This is a genomic window from Chryseotalea sanaruensis (assembly GCF_003990915.1).
GTDB classification, from domain to species: Bacteria; Bacteroidota; Bacteroidia; order Cytophagales; family Cyclobacteriaceae; genus Chryseotalea; species Chryseotalea sanaruensis.
On record NZ_BHXQ01000010.1, the window covers coordinates 1 to 22,287 of the forward strand.

17 protein-coding genes are annotated in these 22,287 nt (G+C 37.8%); 5 read left to right on the forward strand and 12 right to left on the reverse strand.

Features of this window, described 5'->3' with window-relative positions; translation table 11 throughout:
- Nucleotides 1-509: 509 nt before the first annotated feature.
- From SanaruYs_RS19630 to SanaruYs_RS19680, 11 genes are all read right to left on the reverse strand, one after another.
- Nucleotides 510-1,028 carry a DUF2480 family protein gene (locus tag SanaruYs_RS19630; protein ID WP_127124327.1) on the reverse strand — a complete coding sequence of 173 codons (519 nt, stop codon included), beginning with the start codon at nucleotides 1,026-1,028 and terminating at the stop codon, nucleotides 510-512.
- 454 nt (nucleotides 1,029-1,482) lie between these two features.
- The gene (tsaB, locus tag SanaruYs_RS19635) at nucleotides 1,483-2,169 is read right to left on the reverse strand and encodes a tRNA (adenosine(37)-N6)-threonylcarbamoyltransferase complex dimerization subunit type 1 TsaB (protein ID WP_127124328.1); all 687 of its coding nucleotides are present in this window, start codon (nucleotides 2,167-2,169) and stop codon (nucleotides 1,483-1,485) included.
- The gene (locus tag SanaruYs_RS19640) at nucleotides 2,169-3,815 is read right to left on the reverse strand and encodes a S41 family peptidase (RefSeq protein WP_127124329.1); all 1,647 of its coding nucleotides are present in this window, start codon (nucleotides 3,813-3,815) and stop codon (nucleotides 2,169-2,171) included. Before SanaruYs_RS19640 ends, tsaB begins: the two co-directional genes overlap by 1 nt.
- An 88-nt stretch (nucleotides 3,816-3,903) precedes the next feature.
- The gene (gene rnpA, locus SanaruYs_RS19645) at nucleotides 3,904-4,293 is read right to left on the reverse strand and encodes a ribonuclease P protein component (RefSeq protein ID WP_127124330.1); all 390 of its coding nucleotides are present in this window, start codon (nucleotides 4,291-4,293) and stop codon (nucleotides 3,904-3,906) included.
- A 46-nt stretch (nucleotides 4,294-4,339) separates the two neighbouring features.
- Entirely contained in the window at nucleotides 4,340-4,501 is a 162-nt protein-coding gene (gene rpmH / locus SanaruYs_RS19650) for a 50S ribosomal protein L34 (RefSeq protein WP_127124331.1), read from the reverse strand.
- Nucleotides 4,502-4,709: 208 nt separating this feature from the next.
- A complete protein-coding gene (locus tag SanaruYs_RS19655) occupies nucleotides 4,710-6,779 on the reverse strand; it encodes a M16 family metallopeptidase (RefSeq protein ID WP_127124332.1) in 2,070 nt (689 codons plus the stop codon).
- Nucleotides 6,780-6,782: 3 nt separating this feature from the next.
- Nucleotides 6,783-8,138: a M16 family metallopeptidase gene (locus SanaruYs_RS19660; protein ID WP_127124333.1), complete on the reverse strand. Its 1,356-nt coding sequence runs from the start codon at nucleotides 8,136-8,138 to the stop codon at nucleotides 6,783-6,785.
- 115 nt (nucleotides 8,139-8,253) lie between these two features.
- A complete protein-coding gene (locus SanaruYs_RS19665) occupies nucleotides 8,254-9,249 on the reverse strand; it encodes an adenosine kinase (protein WP_127124334.1) in 996 nt (331 codons plus the stop codon).
- Nucleotides 9,250-9,316: 67 nt separating this feature from the next.
- Nucleotides 9,317-10,210, reverse strand: a complete 894-nt coding sequence (locus SanaruYs_RS19670; protein ID WP_246011958.1) for a glycerophosphodiester phosphodiesterase family protein — start codon at nucleotides 10,208-10,210, stop codon at nucleotides 9,317-9,319.
- A 233-nt stretch (nucleotides 10,211-10,443) separates the two neighbouring features.
- Nucleotides 10,444-13,254 carry an outer membrane beta-barrel protein gene (locus SanaruYs_RS19675; protein WP_127124336.1) on the reverse strand — a complete coding sequence of 937 codons (2,811 nt, stop codon included), beginning with the start codon at nucleotides 13,252-13,254 and terminating at the stop codon, nucleotides 10,444-10,446.
- A gap of 17 nt (nucleotides 13,255-13,271) precedes the next feature.
- On the reverse strand, nucleotides 13,272-14,042 hold the full coding sequence (locus SanaruYs_RS19680; RefSeq protein WP_127124337.1) for a GLPGLI family protein: 771 nt from the start codon (nucleotides 14,040-14,042) through the stop codon (nucleotides 13,272-13,274).
- A 156-nt stretch (nucleotides 14,043-14,198) separates the two neighbouring features.
- Between SanaruYs_RS19680 and SanaruYs_RS19685 the strand changes: the two genes are divergently transcribed.
- From SanaruYs_RS19685 to bioA, 5 genes are all read left to right on the forward strand, one after another.
- Nucleotides 14,199-15,701: a sensor histidine kinase gene (locus SanaruYs_RS19685; RefSeq protein WP_127124338.1), complete on the forward strand. Its 1,503-nt coding sequence runs from the start codon at nucleotides 14,199-14,201 to the stop codon at nucleotides 15,699-15,701.
- Nucleotides 15,698-16,378, forward strand: a complete 681-nt coding sequence (locus SanaruYs_RS19690) for a response regulator transcription factor (RefSeq protein WP_127124339.1) — start codon at nucleotides 15,698-15,700, stop codon at nucleotides 16,376-16,378. The genes SanaruYs_RS19685 and SanaruYs_RS19690 overlap by 4 nt, the downstream gene beginning before the upstream one ends.
- Nucleotides 16,379-16,440: 62 nt before the next feature.
- Entirely contained in the window at nucleotides 16,441-17,568 is a 1,128-nt protein-coding gene (locus SanaruYs_RS19695) for an aminotransferase class I/II-fold pyridoxal phosphate-dependent enzyme (RefSeq protein ID WP_127124340.1), read from the forward strand.
- A 5-nt stretch (nucleotides 17,569-17,573) separates the two neighbouring features.
- Entirely contained in the window at nucleotides 17,574-18,185 is a 612-nt protein-coding gene (gene bioD, locus SanaruYs_RS19700) for a dethiobiotin synthase (RefSeq protein ID WP_127124341.1), read from the forward strand.
- A gap of 1 nt (nucleotide 18,186) precedes the next feature.
- A complete protein-coding gene (gene bioA, locus SanaruYs_RS19705) occupies nucleotides 18,187-19,455 on the forward strand; it encodes an adenosylmethionine--8-amino-7-oxononanoate transaminase (RefSeq protein ID WP_127124342.1) in 1,269 nt (422 codons plus the stop codon).
- On the opposite strand, the gene SanaruYs_RS19710 is transcribed toward bioA, so the two are convergent.
- Nucleotides 19,447-22,095, reverse strand: a complete 2,649-nt coding sequence (locus SanaruYs_RS19710; RefSeq protein ID WP_127124343.1) for a hypothetical protein — start codon at nucleotides 22,093-22,095, stop codon at nucleotides 19,447-19,449. The two genes, bioA and SanaruYs_RS19710, sit on opposite strands and share 9 nt — an antisense overlap.
- Nucleotides 22,096-22,287 lie beyond the last annotated feature (192 nt).

Below are 22,287 nucleotides of genomic sequence, written 5' to 3' on the forward strand. Positions count from 1 at the left end.
TCTCCATTGTAATATTCTTCTCAGCCAGTGTGATCTAACTCGTAAGTCAAACCTCTTCGCCTTTTCAATAGTTGTTGTCCTAGCTCTCCTTTATTAAAATTTATCCTCTTAAAGAATCAACCTCTAAGGTTCATTGAAGGCATTTGCTAAATCACCCACAAACCCCTTAAGGTCCGCTATCAATTAATCATTCATTCAAAGAACGTTCTGACTTCTAATGCTTCTCAGCTTATCCGTCAAATGTAACTTTCAGAGCTTTTCAACTCTACCAGTCTTTCGTTTCAATCTATTTCGCCACTTTCCTTCCGAAAGGGGCTGCAAATGTAACAGCTTTTTTTCTCTTCGCAAGTGGTTAAGAAAAATATTTTTGATAATTTTTCTAACTTCTCTGCTTCATCAAACTGTTGGACCTTCCTGCTGAAGGGGGCACAAATGTAGAAGGAGAATTTAATTTGGCAAAACAGAATGCAGTAATTTTATCCACAACCGCCACTTTTATAGGTAGCCAACTATGCTTTTGGTCGTTTGTACAGTGGGATAGTGCTGCAGGCCTCGCCAAACATTATACTGCCTGCATAAGGCTTAAGCCTATTAACTACTTCAATGTAGGCAGATTCAGGCACTGGAATTTTGCTACAACCCTTTACAACAACTTTAGCGTTTTGGTATTTAGACCAATCTATTTTCTCTAAAATTTCCTCAAAAATTTTTTCATTTAATTGTTGAAGCGTGCCTAAAACAACCTTTTTAGCATAGGAATTTACTGAAACTGCCAGCAGCATGTAGGCCCAAGTGGGAATAATAGCATCAGTTGAACAGGTGATAGCAACAAATTTATTTTCGTATTGCTGCCAATTATGTTCTTTGACAAAGTCACGAAGGTCTTTTTCGCGAAGTATAAGCCCTTGAAAAAGGATATCTTTCAGATCAATCAACATACGATCGCCCGGGATGTAATGCTCTTCCAGATCAAATGTGACCAAAGTGCTATTGGCTACTCTATTGATAATTTCGTTTTGGGGTGCCATAATGTTAGAACACAAATTTAGCTTAGAAATGTTCAAATCTGGATTAGGATTAATAGGATTTAAGGATGACAGGATTAGCGGGTTTAAATCAAGATGAGTTTGGATTAAAGAATTTGCAGAATTAGTGAGTCTGGATCAGGATGAAAAGGATTAAAGGATGACAGGATTAGTGAGTTTGTATGGAGGAAAGTTGTCTTAATCAGGATGGGATGGACAGGATTATGGTGTGCAGATTGTCTGGGGCTGATTTGTTTATACGCACCAAGAGTTTTTAATACATTGTCTGTAGCAGGATGAGAAGGATTCTAGGATATGAACGATTAATGGGGCTTAATCAGAATGGATAGGATTTAAGGATTAACAGGATGCGTTAGACAAAAAATAGGAGGATTGATTAGTTACAGGTAATTAGCATTGTTGAAATTATCAAAGTAAAGCAAGTGACTAATGTTGTTTAGAATAAGGGTTTGGTTGATTTTTTAACTAGGAATTCTTTTAGATAGAAGGGTTCAAAATGTACAAGATCTTCAAATTGATTACTCATGAATTTATTAGAGGCTAACTCGCCAAGAAAGGAGGCCAAGGGGAGTTGATCTTCCAGAAAGATAGCATTAGGGTGATTGATTACATCTTTACATTTAACTGCTCCATTTCCAAAAAATAAGATCTTTTGATTTTCAAGTATTGAATGATAGCTCTGATCTTCAATAATTTCTGCGACTGTATCATTCACTATAGTTCTGTCGCTATTCGCCAGCATGGAATAAACCTCCATTCTTCTTGCATCTATCATCGCACAAAGCATAGCATTTTGGGGGTTCTGAAATGATGCCTGATAGATCAGCAATTCTAAAGTATTCACTGAAAGCAATGGAATATTGAGAGAGAAACACAAACCCTTAGCTGTGGACGTGCCTATGCGAAGTCCTGTATATGAGCCAGGACCTGAAGTAATGGCTACCGCCTTAAGCTCACGCATTGATCTATTGATCTTTTGAAATGATACTTGAATGAGTAAAGCTAATTTAGTTGCGTGCGCCTGAGGCTCTTTAATGAGTTCTTCATGGAGGAGTCTGCCATTTTCATGTAAAGCTACCGAGCAACTATCAACTGAAGTTTCAAGACTTAATATTAATGACATTACTGTGGCGTAAGGGCTTTTTTATATGCGATTGCATCAGTTAATATGGAACTTGCTTTTATTACTGCCTCATCATTTTTTAAAGCGACAGACGCTTGACCTTCGGCTAGATTATAATGAAAGGCTATCTGTTGTGTTAAGAGCATCTTAATTTCATCTCTATATAAGAGCAACTCATTTGTTTTGAAAATCTCTATCTGCTTTTGTAGTTGTTTAAGTTGAGGCTCAAGTTCTTTAAAATAACGTTCAGACTTTGCTGATGCGAGCAGGTCAAGCGTATTCTTTTCGAGGTCTGTGGTGTATTTAAAGTTTTTAACTTTCAGCCAGTTGATAAAATCATTGTATTGCTGGTCGTTTAGCACAAAAGTATTGAGGTTATCAGGTTGTTTATTAAGATTGGCAAAGATTGTAGCATAATCGAAAATGTGCCCTGAAATAATCAGGGCTTCAGCTACTGAACTCAGGCCTTCTTCTGCTATTGTAAAATCTGGATCGAGTCCAGCTCCATCAAAAACTATACGCCCAGCTTTGGTCTTAAATTCTCTCTTAAGGGAATCGGCCACTTTCTCAGCATGGCCTTGTGCGTTTCTGTGTGTGTAGTCAACTGCTTGTATACATCTACCGCTGGGTATATAGTATTTTGCGGTTGTAACTTTTAGCTGCGCGTTATATGCTAAGGCTCTTGTCGTTTGCACCAGCCCTTTGCCAAAAGTTTTTCGTCCGATTAACACAGCTCGGTCATAATCTTGTAAGGAGCCAGCCACAATTTCCGAAGCTGAAGCACTGTTTTCGTTTGTTAACACAACAAGCGGCAGTTCAGTGTCTATGGGATTATTGAGTGTGCGGTATGTTTTATTCCACTCCTCTACCTTACCCTTGGTTGAGACTACATCCAAGCTTTTGGGTATGAAAAGATTTACGATGTTAACTGCTTCGTTCAGTAATCCTCCCGGATTATCGCGCAGGTCGAGTATAAGCGAGGAAATGCCTTGCTCTTTAAAATCTAACAGTATTGCGGCTATTTCTTTTGCTGCTCCTGGTGTAAAATCTTCAAGGTGAATATAGCCTACATTTTTGTTCAACATGGTATAGTGCGAAACATTACCTACACTGATCTTTTCTCTTTTTATTTTAAAGGTTAGCTCTTCGTTAGGGCCATGACGTTTTACTTTAACTTCAACTTCGGTTTTAGGCTGTCCTTTTAGTAGCGTGCTTACATCGCTTGTTGTTTTACTTTGAACAGCTTTACCATCTACTGCCAGTAATTCATCGCCAACTCTAAGGCCTGATTTGTAAGCGGGAAATCCTTTATAAGGATGTGTGATGACCGTTTTGTTATTGACAATACCGATTAAGGCTCCAATACCTGCATATTGGCCAGTGGTTGAAATTCTAAAATTATCGATTTGATCTTCCGGGATATAGTCGGTGTACGGATCCAAGGATTCGAGCATTCCATCGATACCTGTTTTGATGAGTTTCGCAGGATTAATTGTATCTACATAGTAGGTGTTGACCTCTTTAAATAGTGTAGCGAAGATGTCGAGATTTCTGGCGATCTCGAAATACTTTTCTGAGGGTGAACGAAAAGCAAACACAATACTGATCAGCACCAATACAACTCCCCATTTTGCCTTTTTACTCATGTTCAAAGATAAAAAATTTCGGGTGAAAGATTACAGATTTAGAAACCGCCAAGGTTCTTATGCTTTGGTTAGGAAACCTTGGCGGGGATTAGAAAGCATTCGAATCGGATAAGTGCTTTTGTTCCACTTTTTTTAGTGCCTGGATTAAACTGGGATGAATTGTGCTGCTCGGAAGTACCTCTTTGGCGATGTAAAGAAAAGCGATAAGCAGTGAGGGTGAGGATTTGAAATTTGCCTTTTGCAAGCGATAGGCTTCCTTTATCCGTCTTTTTATGGTATTACGGTCTTTTGCTCTTTTAAAATTGCGCTTACTTACTGAAACGAGGATTTGGTGGTGATCTGTAGCAGATGATGCAGGGTTTGAGAGCACTAACACCTTAAATGGGTGCAAATAAAAAGAGGAACCCTTGGTGAAGAGTTCCTGTATAAGCTTTTTTGAATGAAGCCTTTCGGCTTTTTCAAGGGTACGTGCTGTCATAGCGCTAAAATGCCTATTCCGAAGCTAACGTAACCTGGAATATTATTTACTTATGCTTTAAAGTCTTTTCGCTAGAAACAGTCAGTTTTTTACGACCGTTCTTTCTGCGGTTAGCCAATACTCTGCGGCCATTAGCTGTAGCCATTCTTTCGCGGAAACCGTGCTTGTTCTTGCGCTTTGTTCTCGATGGTTGAAATGTACGTTTCATGTTGTTAAGCGGTTTACCTTACTGAATAAGGGCTGCAAATATAGTAAGAATGCTTTGTTATCCAATGATTGATCAAGAAGTTCTGAGATTAAAGTTGACATAAGGGCTGAAAACCCTTAAAGAACCGCTAAAACTCTAAAAAATGCCTTTTTGTTAAAAGAAAGGTGTCTAAATGGACACCTTTCTTTTTTAAAATATTTATCTAAAATTATTTATCTACTGTAAAAAGAGCGTCTTCAACTGCAGGATTCACCTCAATCTTACTAGCTGTAAACTTGATATTTAGTGGCCCCTGGTTTTGTAAAAGGATATGTGGGAATTTAATTCCGTTAACTTCCTTGTAGTCCTCGTATTTTACTACAACCGAAATTTCTCCTTGGGGACCTTTTACTTTTTGAAGTGTTTGAAGTTTTAAACCAGTTTCCTGATCGTAATATTCCGTCATTTTTTCACCTTGTGGCATGGTATACTCGATAACATAAGCATTTTTGCTATCTATTTTTTCCAAACCTGTAAGAGTAGCTTTCACCCCCAGCTTTGTGTAATCAAGTTCTTTAAAAATGGATTCATCAAAAATTTGAAGTTCTGCAATTTTGGCATCAATTGGTGGCTTTTGACCCATTGAAGTAATCGATACTTCCTTACCATTTGATACTACTTTGGTAAATGACTGACCATTGGCACCTAAATCGCGTAAACCTTTATTGCCTTCTTTTCTGGTGATGGTGAAAGTTAAATCCATGCCCATTGCCGAACCACCGAAGGTCATTCTCAGCGTTTTCACTGCTGCTGCGTTTTTTGCGCCACCAATTGCATTTAAATAATTGGCAATTACTTTTTCTGTATTAACACCAGCTGGTATAGATGCTGCTGCACTAGGTGTATAAGGTTCTCCGTTAGAATCAAAGTATTTTACCTCACCGAACTGCTTTAGTTTATCAGCAACGTCTGCTCCTTTACCAACGACAACGATATTGGAGTTTTCAGGACGGATAAATTTCTTAGCCACAGCCATCACATCTTCTTTAGTAACCGCTTCGAGTGACTTCAGGTAGTTGTTGTAATAATCTTTAGGTAAACCGTATTTGATTACATTCAATGCAAAGTTTGCTACTGTCTGTGGGCTTTCTAATGATCTTCCAAAACTACCGGCAATTGCTGCTTTAGCTTGTTGCAACTCTATGTCTGTAACTGGCTCGGCTGTAATTCTTTTTAACTCGTACATGAACTGGTACACAGAGCTGTCGGTTACTTCGTTGCGCACACTTGCTGAAGCGCTGAAATTACCAGCTAGTTTATCTGTGCTGAGTCCTGAACGAGCGCCATAAGTATAAGCATGCTTCTCGCGAAGGTTTTGCATGAGGCGAGAAGAGAAACCAGCGCCTAAAATTTCGTTTAGAACTCTGGCCTTAATCGCATCCGGATTAGCTGGATGGAAATCAAGTGGGTAGCTGATATTGATTACAGATTGTACTGAAGATGGTCTGTCTACCAGTGCTACAAAAGTTTTAGTTGGTGCCTGAGGCTTAGTGTATGTTTCCGTTTTAACATCACCTTTTGTCCACTTACCAAAATATTTCTCAGCTAAGGTCTTTGCGGTTTTTACATCTATATCACCAACAATAATTAAATATGCATTGTTGGGCCTAAAGTAGGTGTTCACATAACTCTTACAATCTTCCAATGTAATAGACTCAACTGTTTTTTCAGTTGTAACCTCACCATAAGGATGATCTTTTCCATATACCAGCACCTGACGAACATTACCACTAATTGAATTAGGATTATCCTTAGCTGCTTGCAGTCCAGATAATGTCTGCGTCTTTAGTTTCTCTAATTCAGCAGGATCAAAAGCTGGATTGTATAAAATATCCGTCATTAGATCTAGCAGTTTATCAGTATGCTTAGTAAGGCTGGATGCAAAAATACCTTGTGAATAGGTGGAGATATTTGCACCAATGAAATCTATTTCTTCATCCAACTGAGCCTTAGACTTTGTTTTTGTTCCTGTACCCAGTAGCGTACCCGCCATATCTACGTAGCCAGCCTTCGCTCCTTCTTTAATAGGATCATTTTTCAGCTCTAAAGAAAACTGAACACGTGGCAGCTTATGATTTTCTACAACAAAAACCTGCAGGCCATTTTTTAATGTAAAAGTCTGAGGTTCGCCTAATTTAATTTCTCTGGCAGATGCTGGCGCTGGTGCTTTAGATCTATCTACTTGTGCGTAAGTAGTACTAACAACAAGGGCCAGTACGAGTAATAATATATTCTTCATGGCTTAGTTATCTTTTTTAAGTTGAGTGCCTTCTGGTTTGCTCTGTGCTGATTTAGGTAAATAATGCAGCACTACTCTGTTTTGTTTGGTCAAATATTTTTTGGCAACACGCTGAATATCTTCACGAGTTACTTTTTTATAGCGTTCCAACTCTGCGTTGATCAAGTTTGCATCACCAAAGTATACGTGGTAGTTTGCTAATTGCTCAGCGATACCAACGACTGATGAATTCTGTTGCACAAAATTACTCTCCACCTGATTCATCAACTTTTGAAATTCTCTTTCGCTGATCAATTCTTTTTGTACTTTTTCAATTTCTGCATCCATGGATTTTTCCAAATCATCGATGTTTACACCCATGTTAGTAAGACCAAAGGTGATGTAAAGTCCGGGTTGTTCTAAAGAAAATGGAAAAGCTTGAACGGCAAGTGCTTTCTTCTGCTCATCTACCAATGCTTTGTACATGCGCGAGCTCTGGCCACCACTTAGCAATGTATTTAGCATATCGATAGCATAAGAATCAGGAGTGCCTTGAGCAGGAATATGGTACGCCTGGATAACTGCAGGTAATTGGATGTTATCAAAAATAACATCGCGTACTTCTGCTTTTTGCTCAGGCTCTACTACAGTTGGTGTGGGAATTGCCTTTCCTCCATTAGGGATATCTTTAAAGTATTTAGCAACAAGCTTTTTAGTTTGCTCTATGTCAATGTCTCCTGCAATTGAAAGCGTTGCGTTTTCTGGTACATAGAAAGTTTTATAGAACTGAACAAACTCATCTAGAGTCGCGGCATTTAAATGATCTAGAGAACCTATCGGTGCCCATTGATATGGATGCACTGTATAAGCACGCTTCAATACTTCTGTTAGTATACTTCCATAAGGTTGGTTATCAATCCGTTGACGCTTTTCTTCTTTAACAACTTCGCGTTGTGTTTCAACGCCAACAGGTTCAATTTTTGCGTGCATTAATCTTTCTGATTCTAACCATAAGCCAAGTTCAAGTTGGTTAGATGGAAGTATCTCATAATAGAACGTGCGGTCGTTAGATGTATTGGCATTGTTTGTACCACCAGCACCTGTAATGTATTTATCGAACTCACCACGCTTAATGTTTTCTGAACCTTCGAATAATAAATGTTCAAAAAAGTGAGCGAAGCCAGTGCGGTTAGGATTCTCATTTTTTGATCCTACATGATACAATACACTTACAGCCACAATGGGCGTGGTGTTGTCTTGATGCAAGATTACATGAAGGCCATTGTCAAGTTTATACTCTGTAAACTCAATTTTTCGAGCCTGACTGAAGGCTTGAGATGCCACGGCCAGGCAAAGGAAGAGCATGATTCTTTTTTGCATAGGATTAAGTTTGTCTTATATATGTGATAGAATAGCACTGAAAATTACAGACTAGTATACAAATTCAGTAGAATTTTGTTCTAATAAATTTTATAATAGACTTGTAATGAAATAGTTAGCGTAATTGCCCCAACACTTTAAGCACTTGATCTGTGTGCATACGCGGGCCATATTGCGCCACTACTTTCGATGACGCGAGTGAGGCGAGCTTTCCAGCTTCTGCATAAGAATGGCCGTTTGTGATGCCAAATAAAAAGGCTCCAGCAAACATATCGCCTGCACCATTAGTATCTATCGCTGTAATCTTGTAAGGTTCGATGCTAATGAATGTATCTCCATCATAAATAAGCGCACCATTAGCACCAAGTGTTATTACAAAGCGTTTGGCAATATCTTTTAGTTTTTCGCGGGCTTCGGCTATGCTACTGGTGCCTGTATAGATCATTGCCTCTTCATCGTTACAAAAAAGAAGATCTACACTTGCACCCACTATTTCCTGCATTTGGGTTGGGAAGTATTTTACCATGCTAGGATCAGAGAAAGTTAGAGCAACGGATACCTTATGCTTCTCTGCCAATCGCTTGGCTTCCTTCATAGCCTCAAGCCCTTTTGGACTGGCAACCAAATATCCTTCTAAATAAATGTATTCGGAGTTTTTGATTGCTTCTTCATCTAAATGATCTGGTGATAAAAATGAACTTACACCCAAAAATGTATTCATTGTTCTTTGCGCATCTGGGGAAGTCATTACTAAACAACGACCTGACTCACCTTCTGGACAAGTATCTGTCGTAAGGTTGGTTGCTACACCATTCTGTTTAAGATCATTTAAAAAGAATTTACCCAAATCATCTTTTGCAACCAGGCATGAGTAAAAACTTTTACCCCCAAACTGATTAATGGCTGTTACTGTATTACCTGCAGAGCCTCCACCTGAAAGTCGGCTTTTGCTCATGTTGATTGCTTTCATTAAATGTTGTTGACGCTTTTCATCAACCAAAGTCATCACACCTTTTTCCACCTCATTCTTCTCAAAAAAATCGTGCTCTACTTCTGTGATAATGTCTACGATAGCATTTCCAATGCCGTATACGTTGTATTTTTTAGCCATATAAAATCAATTAGATCGCAAGAATAGTGAAAATCGTTCTTTAATGCTTAATCAAGCAGTTTAAAAACTACTTTTTAGGTGGTAGCGTCAAGCCGATTGATGCTGCCCTATCAGGATAGTCTGTGATTAGGCCATCAACTCCCATTGCTTTCAATTCAAGCATCTCATTAGTTTCATTAACCGTCCAAGGGATAACACGAAGTTTTGCTTTGATTTTTTCAGGATTATCGACTGATAAGCTGTGTAAGTAGTCTATCTTTTCTTTGTTTATTAGTTTGTAGTAAGGGCTATAAATGGATGGTACAAAACCCAGTGTTTTCAGATTACTTTCTGGAGATTTCACATTTTCAATTAAGGCAGCAAGACGCACTTTTGGATATTTCTTATGCCAATAATTTAACACTCTAAAATCGAAACTTTGAATTACGACTCTTTGCCATGGCAAATATTCATCAATGGTCTTGTATACCAAGTCAGAGAATTCTCCGATACTTGGATGCTCCTTATTATCGCCTTTCTCGGAACTCTTTATTTCAATATTATAGTCAACTTCATAAGCTGTTTTGTTCTTTATGTGATTTTCTACCGCTATGATCACATCCTTCAATAAAGGCTTTTGTATAACCTCTTTTATTTGCTCAGGGAAGCGGTCGTTACCTTTGCTGCCGCAATCGAAGCTTCTAATTTCTTCGTATGTCAGTTTGTATATATTAAACTTCTTTTCGTCTGTAAATAACTGGCCTGTGCTGTCAAGACAAATTGACGGAGACATATAAGGCTCATGAGAAACAATGACTTGTTTGTCTTTTGTAATTACCACATCTAATTCAATTGTGGTAACACCAAAATCCAACGCAGTAATAAAAGCCGGAATGGTATTCTCTGGTTTTAAACCGCGTGCCCCTCTATGACCCTGCAGATCGAATTTCGGAATATATTGTGCTTGAACCTGAAGAAACATGAAGGATGAGATTAGACAAAGTATCATTTTCATGCATTAAAGATAAAACCCGAATCCCTGATTCCAAGTACATTCTGTATTATGAAATCAAGAATTCGGTTCTTAAAAGACTAATTCGGATGAATTGCTAATTCAATGTCGTTTAGTTAAGCACTTTATTTTGGCCTTACCTCTAACCTTCTCAAAAGGAGTAGAGGATTATTATGGAGGCTTAACGAAAGGCCATTGATTTTCTAATTCCGAATCATCATACGCATTCCACCTCCCGGTCTTCTGCCAGCCAGGGGATTGAGTTGTTTATTAATGGCATAAGTAAATGTAAGCAACAAGTACCGCCCCAGATTATTTGTGTTAGTTCGTTCCACATAGTTGATACTGGCAGTTTGATTAATACCGAAATCATTATCTAAAAGATTAACAGCTGATAATTTTATTTCACCTGCTTTATTTTTTAAGATGAATCTTGAAATAGAAATATTCCACAACTCAACTTGCTGTGTAAAATCAGTTGTTCTTGAATCATACACAAGAAACTCAAATGAAGAGCTTAGCTGATAATTTTTCAAAAAACTAAGGTTTGCTTCTGTACGGTAATTGTTGTTGTAGTATAGTTGATTGCTTGCCTCATTTAATTCATAGTCCGTAGAGTTCCTACTTATAGTACCGCTAAGTTCAATGTCAAATATTTCTTTGTAACGGTAGCTGTAACGCAAGGTAGACGAAAGCACACTTTGAGCAATGTTTGTTTCAACATCGTTCAGCAGGTTAACCCCATATTGCTGATTTGCATTTGCTGACAAGCTCACACGACTACCGATTTTATTAATTGGCATACCTACTGAAGCATTGGCACTAACACTTTTATTATTATCAACATTGACAGGCTTTGAAATACGCACACCCCGTTCGTTTATTTGCTGCGAATAGGTTATTGCGTTTTGTGTATAGGTGGCATTCACAAAGGCAAAGAAATTTACGAATGAAACGGGATTAAATACTACAAAATTTGTTCTTACGCTGTGTCTATACGCTGGCCTTAATTCAATATTACCTATCGTTTGGTTAAGTGGATCGCTGTTGTCTACAATCGGTTGTAGTTGTGTTATCGATGGCTCCTGAACGGATGTTTCATAATCCAAGCTTAAATTCCTTGTTGACGAAAATTCATAATTAAATCGTGCCGTGGGCAAAATATTCTGATAGGGCTTTGAAATAGTTTCACCTGTGCTGAGGTTGTCACCATAAAGCTTAGTGTATTGCAGTGAACTACCCAACGTTACAGAATACTTAGTTCGATTAACCCGAAAATTGAAACCAGGCCTGTGATATTGATAATCGCTTGTGTACTGTGCACTCAGATTTTCATTTAATACATTTCCACTCTCCTCTACATCATACACCCTTCTATTCACATCATTTAAGTTCTGATTAAAATTATAGTTAAGCTCAAGGTAACGTCTATTACCCAATGGCTCTGTATAAGACAAGGTAGCTCCTAGCGTCATATTTTCTGTTAGCTGATTATTTACCTGATTTAATTCTTGCGAGAGTAAGAAGGGCTTATAAAAATTATTGTCTGATTGTACACTACCCTCACTTTCGTTTTGGGAATATCCAAATGAAAGATTGGAAGATATAGTTCTGCCTTTTTTAGCAAAGCGATGTCTTAACAAGGCATTGGTATTAAAGTTGTTTATGTTTTGCGATGAATAGGTATTGCTATTGCCATCGTTAATCAATTCACCATTATCAGCCCTGGTCTCGCTTTGCGTGGCTGAATTTGATTCTGCCTGGTTATTGACAAAAGTGGTTGTTAGCTTAACAGAGTTAGCTGAATCAATTTTATGATCCAGGATTGCACTCACCCTATGATTGTAATTACTATTGTACTGCCGGCTGCTTTGATTTAAGAAAGTACTGCTATCACCAAAAAAGTTTTCTCTTTCAAGTCCTTGCAGCACATCATGCTCCAGCTGATTATAGAAATAGTTACTCTGCAGTGTTGTGTTTTTAGAAAAATCCTGGTTAAAGTTTACTCCACCACCATAGTTAGACATGATGCCGTTTAGGCGTTGACCAAAATTGATTTGTGCACCACCCTGATTTGCACCCCCCCCCCCGGCATTAAAAGTCATTCTAACAGCACCACCCCCACGGGCTCCCATGATTTGCTGTGAGCCACCACTAAAATTCATATAGTCATCAATTGAAAAACCTTGCTCGTTGATGTTATTGCCCATCAATAAAAATGATAGTTGTTGATTCTTTTTAAACCTGCTAAGGCTTAATCTGCCAGTGTAACGATCATCAGTGCCATAGCCACCCGTTGCGTTTCCAAAGAATCCATTTTTATATTCCTCCTTTAATTCCAGGTTTATTGTTTTCTGTCTTTGTCCATCATCAATCCCGCTAAAGGTAGCCTGATCCGATTTCTTATCGAAGATTTGTACTTTTTCTACTGCCTTCGCTGGGAGATTTTGTGTTGCTATCTTAGGATCACGACCAAAGAACTCTTTCCCATCCACCGTTACCTGCTGCACTTGTTCACCCTGTGCACGTATACTGCCGTCACTCTCCACCTCAACACCTGGTAGTTTTTTAAGAAGGTCCTCTACGTTAGCGTTTTCCTTAGTTTTAAATGAAGGCGCATTAAACTCGATAGTATCTTTTTTGATAGTAACCGGAGCTTTCTCTCCTTTAACCACTAATTCATTTAACTGCTGACTTTGCTGTTGCATACGCAATTCACCGAGCTCGATCAAAGTCTCCCCCTCTTTGGGCTCTACTAATTTCGAGAAGTTTGCAAGACCAACATATGAAACCTTCAATAGATAATTATTGCGCACCAGGTTCTTCATTTCAAAAAATCCTTCTGTATTACTTATGGAGAAATTTATTAACGAAGAGTCTATTGGATTTAACAACATAACTGTTGCCGAAGGTAGGGGTGCATTTACATCGTCTAATAGCTGACCCTTTAATGTAATTTTCTGAGCAAATACTGAAGATGAGGCAAGTAGTAAAATATAAATGAGTTTTTTCATGATTTTTATCCCCTTGATTAATTTCTAATGAAGGCTCTACCATTACTGCCCATGCGTTTCATTTGCTCTTCTACCAACTTACGGTAAGCTTCTTGCGTTATCTTCTCACCTTTCTCCGGAGCTTTTAATTCATTCTTTTTTAACTCATGCAAATCAACTTTAACAGCCAACATAACACGTTCTCCTCCGTTAATATCCAACGCCAAAACAGTGCCTGGAAGGCTATTAAATCTTTCCGGTCCAAGGAAGGGACGAATTTTATCTGTAAACCAAGCTGTAATTTCTCTTTTCTCGGTTCGTACTTCTCCATTAACATTCAACTGTGCTTCATCGGTATAGTACGCCTGCTTGCAATCATAACCCAATATAGTTTTTGTTTCGGTGCCGAATTTCCAGGGCGATACCTTTACCGAATCTTCTATCAAATAGTCCTTACCCATGAATTCCTGCTTCTGAATAATCATCCCAATATTGTAATTCAAATACGTTTCTACGTTAGGCGTTCTGAAACGCATACGCATACCGCCACCGGCATTTGAGAATTCCTGATCTTCTTCGTCTTCAATAATTGGTTTATATAATGATTCCTCGACATTAAAGATTAGTTGAAATTTATTAGTACGGTACTCAGGCATCATGGCCTTCATCTCTTGCCTGTCGGGTGGCAAACGTCTGTGTAGGTTAACCCTGTCTTCAAATTGAATAGTGCCTGTGGCGCTTTGTGCAAATAAAACCTGAGTGGCCACCAAGCCAGCCAGCAAGCCGATCAGTAAAAGTAGTTTTCGCATATTTTTTTGGTTTTTCATGTTTGTGGTGGTGAAACAAAGAACGCATACAGATGTCTGGAAGTAGGTTAATAGTTCTATAAGCAAGGTTAATTAAGGTTAATCCTGTAAACATTCTAAACTTATAACTGTAGTTTTGAGTAGTGAAATCCGCACACTGTGAAGAACTCAATTACAATTGCCCTTATCGTTTTTAGCATATTACTGTTGCTGGCGCTACAAATACTATGGTTAACCAATAGCTATGAAAAAGCATACTTCGATCTACGCAGGGATATTAATGGAGTGTTTAGAAATACTGTCTATCAACTGAGAGACACTGTATTTGTTAGTACAATTCAACCTAGAATTGATAGTATACAACAAGGCAAGCAAATAGCTACAAGTCGGATTGAAGCTATTCAGATGAGAAAATTACAGCCAGACAGTTTAGTGGCTAGAAGGGCTGCTTCTACGGTTCAGGTTTATATATCTTCATCTGATGCCAGTGATTCCTTAATTAAGGATTTACAACCATTCACTAAGAGTTTGCAAAACTCAAAAGGTATGAACAGGTCTTTCACTATTCGCATCGCACCTGACTCATTAAATATTGATAGCTTAAGAAAATATTTTAAAGAGAATTTATATTCCCTTTCCACTAATCTTGAACCAATTGTTAAAGTACTAACTACCTCAGACTTCCCCTTTAACTTTCAATCACATAATAGTCAATCAACTTTTCGTTGGCAACAAGAGAACACAGAGGTTCGACCTAATATTTTTTTAAGGGATTCGCTCAGCACAGAATCAGTAAGACTTAATCCGCACTTACGTTATTCAGCATCGTTAACTGGTGCTCGAACGCTTATTATTAAAGAAATAACACCTCAAATTTTATTCTCTGCAATACTTACGCTTACCATTATTACCGCATTCGTGTTCATGTATAGGAATATTCGTTCTCAGCAGAAATTAATGGCCCAAAAAAGTGATTTCATTTCCAACATAACACATGAACTTAAAACTCCAGTAGCTACCGTCAGTGTGGCATTAGAAGCCTTGCAGAATTTTGATGTAAGTGCTAACCCGGAAAAAAGCAAAGAATATCTCAATATTGCTCAGCATGAACTCGGCAGGTTAAGTGCAATTACTGACAACATCCTTAAAACAACCCTATTAGAGGAAGGGCCAATTAATATCCAAAGGCAAATTATTAACCTTGACAATATTGTAGAAAAAACCATCTCATCATTAAAATTGCTTATTGAAAAAAGTAATGCCTTGATAAAATTTGAAAAAACAAACGATGATTTTCAGGTCAATGGAAATATACTGCACCTAAACAATGTGGTTAGTAACCTTATTGAAAATGCAATTAAATACAGCGTTCAACATCCTGTAATAACTATTCAATTAAAAAAAGAAGCGAAAGTAATTTTGCTTAGCATAAAAGATGAAGGACCTGGTATTGCTAAAGAATATCATCAAAAAGTTTTTGAGAAATTCTTCCGCATCCCAACAGGAAACATCCATAATATTAAAGGATATGGATTGGGCCTTAGTTATGTAAGTAGCATAGTAAGGGCGCACAAGGCTCAAATAGAACTTATTAGCGAAGTAAATAAAGGATGTGAATTTCTGATCAAATTTATTGCTGCATCTAAGAATGTTAAATCATGACAAAAATCTTATACGTTGAAGATGAGCCCTTTCTTGGACAAATTGTAAAAGAAAGTCTGGAAAGCAGAATGTATGAGGTGCACATGGTTACTGACGGAAATGATGCTGTCCATATGTTTTCTAAGGTAAACCCCGACATTTGTGTGCTCGATGTAATGCTGCCTTCAAAGGATGGTTATACAATAGGTAAGGAAATCAGAGCTTTCAATCCAAACATTCCTATCATTTTCGTAACGGCAAAAATCCAAACGGAAGATCTGTTGAAAGGATTTGAGAGTGGGGGAAATGACTATTTGAGAAAACCATTTAGCATGGAGGAGTTAATCGTTCGGATTAATAATCTGTTGTCTATCACTCAAAGTCGCGATAATATTGTAGGTAAAGAAATTCTAAAGATTGGGTCATTTGATTTTAATACACAACGCTTTGAATTAAAAAGAGAAGACCATGTCAGGAAATTATCTCATCGTGAAGCTGAACTCTTAAGTATCCTCTACCAAAATAAAAACCGCACCACCCAAAGAAAGGATATATTGATGAAGCTGTGGGGAGATGATTCCTTCTTTAACTCAAGAAATCTTGATGTCTATATCACAAAATTAAGAGATTATCTTAAAGAAGATCCTTCTATAGAAATTATAACCATAAAGGGTGTTGGCTACAACTTTGTTGTTTAACAAAACAATAAGTTGATTTTAGACTAAAGATTCTAACTGCTTTTTACTAGAATTGCAGACAGATGTCAGATCTAGACAAATTACTTGAAGAAGCCTTAATCAGGCGCCAGGCGGATGATTCACTCCGCACATTAAAAATTGTTGATTCTTCACTGATTGATTTTTCATCAAACGATTACCTGGGCCTAGCCCGATCAACAGCATTGAAGGATAACATTCAAAAAAAAATAAATTCTATTGCCGACTATAAAAATGGTGCAACTGGGTCTCGTCTGTTAACTGGCAATTATTTACTTATTGAAGAAGCCGAACAGCAATTGGCCAAAATATTTAATGCTAAGGCCGCTTTAATTTTTAACGCTGGCTACAATGCTAATCTTGCTGTACTATCCTCCATACCAAAACGAGGCGACACAATTTTGTATGATGAAAAATCACATGCATCTATAAAAGACGCTATGCGGTTGAGTTTAGCAAAACACCTTTCATTCAAGCACAACGACATTCAAGATCTTGAAAGGAAGATTCAAAAAGCAGAGGGGGCTATATTTGTTGTTGTTGAATCTGTATACTCAATGGATGGTGACATTTGTCCGCTTGACGCATTCGCTTCATTTTGTCTAGACCACAATGCCTACCTTGTGGTTGATGAGGCCCACAGCACAGGGGTTTATGGATTGCCGGGCAATGGATTAAGCTGTCAACTTAATCTAGAGGACAAAATTCCTATTCGCATCTATACCTTTGGTAAAGGTATGGGGGTGCATGGCGCTTGTGTGGTCGGCAGCAAACTACTTAAAGATTATCTGATTAATTTTGCCCGACCCTTTATTTATAGCACAGCTCCCGATATCCATAGTGTTGTTTCTATTATTGAAAGCTTTGAATATTTAAAACATCACAAACATCTTCAGGAAATATTACGGGAAAATGTAAAAATTTTTAAAGAGGCGTTAGGGAACAACACATTTTTAACTCCTGGAGAAAGTGCCATTCAGTCATTTCTTGTCCCAGGGAACATCGCTGTAAAAAAAGCTTCTCAAATTCTTCAACAAAAAGGATTCGATGTTCGCCCCATACTCTCCCCCACCGTTGCGCCTGGTAGTGAACGACTTAGAATTATCATTCACACTTACAATACAAAATCTGAAATCCTTGCGCTTGCTAAAGCACTTCTTGCTTTATCTTAGCGCCTATGAATTTCTTTGTTACTGGCATTGATACTGATAGTGGTAAAACATTAGCTTCAGCCATCTTATGTGAGTTTTTGCAAGCCGACTATTGGAAACCGATTCAAGCTGGATTACCAAGAGATACGGACACAGTAGAATCACTTATTTCAAACAGTAAAACTTTTTTTCACCCTGAGCATTATCTGCTTAAAATGCCTGCATCACCTCATGCATCTGCAAAAGCTGAAGGAAAAACACTCAACATTTCAGATGTCAAAGTTCCTATTACTGATAATCATCTGATTATTGAAGGAGCTGGGGGCTGTCTTGTTCCCATTAACGATCAGGATTTTGTTATCGACCTAGCAGCCACATTCAATTGTTCAGTCATTCTTGTGGCCGACCTTTATTTAGGTAGCATAAACCACACACTACTAACTGCCAATTTGCTCCAACAAAAAAAACTTAATGTCAAGGGTATAGTTTTCAACGGACAACCCAACCCCGAAAGCGAAAGCATAATTCTACATCACACCAAGTTTAAAAAACTGCTTCATATTCTACCAGAGAAAACTATTAATCAACATACAGTAAAAAAGTACGTGGGGGATTTGAAAATAAACTGGGCTGACTAATATGATAGATAAGGATAAAGAAATTGTCTGGCATCCATTTACGCCACAACATGAAAATAGTTCGGATAATATTTTTATTGAGCGTGCAGAAGGTGTTTACCTACACACACCAGACGGCCGAAAAATCATAGATGCCATTTCTTCCTGGTGGGTGAACATCCATGGACATTCAAATCCGCGAATCGCTAAAACACTGTGGGAACAGGCAAACACACTTGAACATGTCATCTTTGCAGGATTCACCCATCAACCAGCCATTAAACTTGCTGAAAATCTCTTAAGCATCCTCCCGGAAAATATTAAAAAAGTTTTCTATTCAGATAACGGCAGCACCGCAAATGAAGTGGCCATAAAAATGGCCATACAGTACTGGCACAACCTGGGTATCAAAAAGAAAAAAATAGTTGCGCTTGAAGGCGCATATCATGGAGATACTTTCGGTGCCATGGCCGTTGGTGATAGAAATATTTTTACCACCCCTTTTACAGACTACTTGTTTGAAGTAGCTTTTGTTGATTTACCTACCAAAGAAAATCAAGATCATGTAATCAATAAATTTGAATCTTTATTACAAACTGGTGAGGTCGGCATTTTTATTTTTGAGCCATTGGTTCAAGGGGCTGCCGGAATGCGCATATACGATTCCGACACACTTGATCTTATGCTAAAAATCGCCAAAAAGCATAATGTTATTTGTATAGCTGACGAAGTGTTTACAGGATTTTACAGAACCGGAAAATTTCTAGCATCTAACTACCTCAGCGAACAACCAGATATAATAGCACTATCTAAAGGTATAACAGGCGGAACCATGCCGTTAGGCGTTACCGTTTGCGTTCAAAAAATTTATGACGCTTACCTGTCTACTGAAATGAGTAAAGCCTTCTTACATGGGCATTCCTACACGGCTAATCCCCTAGCCTGCGCTGTGGCCAACACGAGTTTTGAAATACTCATGGAGAAAACTTGTCAAGCTCAAATACAGGAGATTGCAGCTTGCCACCAAGAATTTATAAAAGGAATAAAAAACCATCAGGCTATACTTAACATCCGTGCGCTGGGAACAATACTCGCCATTGAAATCAGAAGCAATGAGAAAACTGAGTATACAAATCCTTTACGTAAAAAAATCTATGAGTACTTTTTAACTAAAGACATTCTTCTCCGACCGTTGGGCAATGTTATTTATTTGGTTCCTCCTTATGTAATCACCAAAGATGAGTTAAAAAAAATCTACCAGACTATACTTGAGTTCCTTAATCTAGTTTAAATTCGAAATCTTTAATAGACCCTCATAACTTGCAACTGAATGAAGCTCTGAATTGCTCCAAAATAGTTTTAGAGTCTGGCATTCTAAGGGTTGAGAAGTTATAAGTTTGCCTTCCGCGTTGTACACATATCCAAGATCTTGATCTACATCCAATATTACATAGTAAATATTCCCCGATCCAAAATCGTAATATTTTACATCAGCACTATTCATCCCGATAAAATCATTACTCAGTATCTCTTCTCCTGATTTACTAAGCAATGTTAACGTCTTATTATTCTGACGTACCGTAAGATAAGATTTCTCATTTGCTTCTAGTATTAGTCTAAAGCGTGTATCAAAAACAGGCTTTATCAAAGTCTCTCTACTTAACTCATTTCCATCCAAATCAACTCGCACTTTCTGCCCATCCATGGTCATGAAAACAAAAGCTGTCTTCTCCTTTCCACTGCCAACATCTAGGTAAAAATCATCCCTCACTCTTCCCCTTAAATCCACAGGAAAACCCTTCAACAATTCGCCTCTTCTATTGTATAGGGAAAATCTGCCAGCACTATGCACAATACCTATATAATCACGGGCAGCAATACGATAATGTTTAGGGGCAACTAGCAGCTCACCATTTGTAGCCATTCCCTTCCAGCCCTCTAAAAGCTTACCTTCTTTACTTACCATGTTTATGGTGCCTGCTTTATCTGCCGTTATAAATCTATAATTCTTACTATGATCATAATCTATACTACGACTAAACAAATTGCCGGTTAATGTCGCAATTGGATAAGGACTCACATAATTACCAAGGCGATCAATGACGTGAATATCCTTATCCGTACTGAATAGCATTTGTAGTTTACCATTTGCGAAGTAATCAATTTGCTCCAGCTCACCCTTTATTAATCCATCTAACTTTTTACTCCAAAGTATTTCACCTTTCGATGACAACAGATGAATCGTATTTGCAGAATCCTGAACCAATACCTCGTTACTTTTATCATTATGATTTTTAACAACAAACAACTTGTAGATAGGAGCCGCATTAATATTGACAAGAATTTCCTTTAACCTGTTATTACGATTCGTCTTTTTTACATCATCAAAACCTAAATAAATATTAGTATAAAAATTATTATTTAAATGACTAAACTGAAAAGCACTAAGTCCAAGTGCACTAATCTGAATATCTTGCTTAGCAAAAAAAGGCTTCCACTCATCACTTATTTTTGATGTTACTAGTTTTGAATAAGGCGATGGATCAACATAAAAACTAATATTACTCTCCAAAAATGTAGATTCTAAAAATCGATTTTTATCAACTGATTTAGCCCACACCTCTTCTTCTTCAATATCATCTAATATTTTTTTTAGTGCTCTTATATCACCGGCCATCAGCATTACATTCCCTGATTGTGAGTAGTAAAGCTCATCATGCTTAAAAGAAATTACAGGAAAAAGCAATTCAATCAAGCCTGGCTTATCAAGTCTCTTAATCAAATGACTAGCGTAATGCTCGACAAAAACGGTGTCTTCGCTAATTGCTGTTGCGACTTTATCCAACAAATCAATCCAGAGACCATCACTTTTTACATCAACCATCAATACATTTGATGAGTTCATGCCCGACAATTCAAAAGATTGTAGCCCAACTTCCTTGCCCAATCCAGTATAGAGCTGATTAACTTCAGTAGTAGTTAACTTTAGTTTGCCTAAGAGTAAATCCCTTCTATCTCTATCTAAAAGTGCTTGCAGATTTTTAGCAAACAGGTCAGGATCACTAAATCCATAGTTAGTTACAAAATATGCGTCATTGCTAACAAAATATTTTAATCCAAAAGAAACAGGTGATTGACCTTTAAAGACACTTAACAATGATGATGTTTGTGCAGAGTCGCTATCACTAAATCCATTTAAAATAATAGACTTCTTACTTCTTTTTACATCAAGCAAGGTCGCCCCTTTAATCCTGACACCTTCCTTATTTTCTTCATTCGAAAACAACAGTAGCCAGTCGTGAAAAGCTTCCAAGTCAATCAGAACATCACCAGCGTCATTTCTAACTACAGGCAATGAAGCCACCTGTTTTACTTTGTCAATAAAACCGCCTTCTGATTTTAGTTGATAAGCCCTTACTACATCCTCAATTAAAACTGGCGATAAGCTTATTGCTATATAATTACTAAATTCCACCCAAGTAACCACATCCGATTCTGTGGCTAACTCCTTAATCACAAAGCCATTATACTTTCGCTCACGCGATTTACTTCGCTTACGCAAACCTTCAAGTAAATCACTCTTCGAAACATCTTCAGTGCTATAAAAAATCAGATCAAATTTATGCTTAGCTGTTTTGTGCAAAGAAACTGCACTTGCCTTATCCGATACCTTTTGAAAAGCTGATAAAAACGCAGAATCAAAATTATGATCTTTAAAATAAGTCTCTCTTAACAGCACAAGCCAAGCCGCCTTACTTAATGAATCAATGCATTCACTGCATCCTCCTTTTTGATAAACAGCTATCGAGTTCTCAGGAACCAAGTCCCACAAAAGAGTCTTTTCATTCTTCAAAAAAGAATTATAAGCAAAGTACCCGGCTACTGCAAGGCCCACAAATGCAATTGTAAAAAGTAATGCCTTAATATTCACATTTAAAATTCATTCACGAATATAGGTACTCTGTAAATAAATCAGCCAAAGATGTTAAGTTGATTGCGTCCTGCCTGTCTTAATGCAATTAGAGTAGCTAGCAAAATGAGTTTATCGGCAGTCACCGGGCTGTCCGTTTCAAGTCCGCCCACTGCACAAGACCTTGCGCACTTCGGGCTTTCCACCTAATTT

Bases quoted from the DNA above. Each gene is read 5' to 3' on its own strand.
- SanaruYs_RS19630 (WP_127124327.1), bottom strand. From the start codon at position 1,028: ATGGCACCCCAAAACGAAATTATCAATAGAGTAGCCAATAGCACTTTG.
- tsaB (WP_127124328.1), bottom strand. From the start codon at position 2,169: ATGTCATTAATATTAAGTCTTGAAACTTCAGTTGATAGTTGCTCGGTA.
- SanaruYs_RS19640 (WP_127124329.1), bottom strand. From the start codon at position 3,815: ATGAGTAAAAAGGCAAAATGGGGAGTTGTATTGGTGCTGATCAGTATT.
- rnpA (WP_127124330.1), bottom strand. From the start codon at position 4,293: ATGACAGCACGTACCCTTGAAAAAGCCGAAAGGCTTCATTCAAAAAAG.
- rpmH (WP_127124331.1), bottom strand. From the start codon at position 4,501: ATGAAACGTACATTTCAACCATCGAGAACAAAGCGCAAGAACAAGCAC.
- SanaruYs_RS19655 (WP_127124332.1), bottom strand. From the start codon at position 6,779: ATGAAGAATATATTATTACTCGTACTGGCCCTTGTTGTTAGTACTACT.
- SanaruYs_RS19660 (WP_127124333.1), bottom strand. From the start codon at position 8,138: ATGCAAAAAAGAATCATGCTCTTCCTTTGCCTGGCCGTGGCATCTCAA.
- SanaruYs_RS19665 (WP_127124334.1), bottom strand. From the start codon at position 9,249: ATGGCTAAAAAATACAACGTATACGGCATTGGAAATGCTATCGTAGAC.
- SanaruYs_RS19670 (WP_246011958.1), bottom strand. From the start codon at position 10,210: ATGTTTCTTCAGGTTCAAGCACAATATATTCCGAAATTCGATCTGCAG.
- SanaruYs_RS19675 (WP_127124336.1), bottom strand. From the start codon at position 13,254: ATGAAAAAACTCATTTATATTTTACTACTTGCCTCATCTTCAGTATTT.
- SanaruYs_RS19680 (WP_127124337.1), bottom strand. From the start codon at position 14,042: ATGCGAAAACTACTTTTACTGATCGGCTTGCTGGCTGGCTTGGTGGCC.
- SanaruYs_RS19690 (WP_127124339.1), top strand. From the start codon at position 15,698: ATGACAAAAATCTTATACGTTGAAGATGAGCCCTTTCTTGGACAAATT.
- SanaruYs_RS19695 (WP_127124340.1), top strand. From the start codon at position 16,441: ATGTCAGATCTAGACAAATTACTTGAAGAAGCCTTAATCAGGCGCCAG.
- bioD (WP_127124341.1), top strand. From the start codon at position 17,574: ATGAATTTCTTTGTTACTGGCATTGATACTGATAGTGGTAAAACATTA.
- bioA (WP_127124342.1), top strand. From the start codon at position 18,187: ATGATAGATAAGGATAAAGAAATTGTCTGGCATCCATTTACGCCACAA.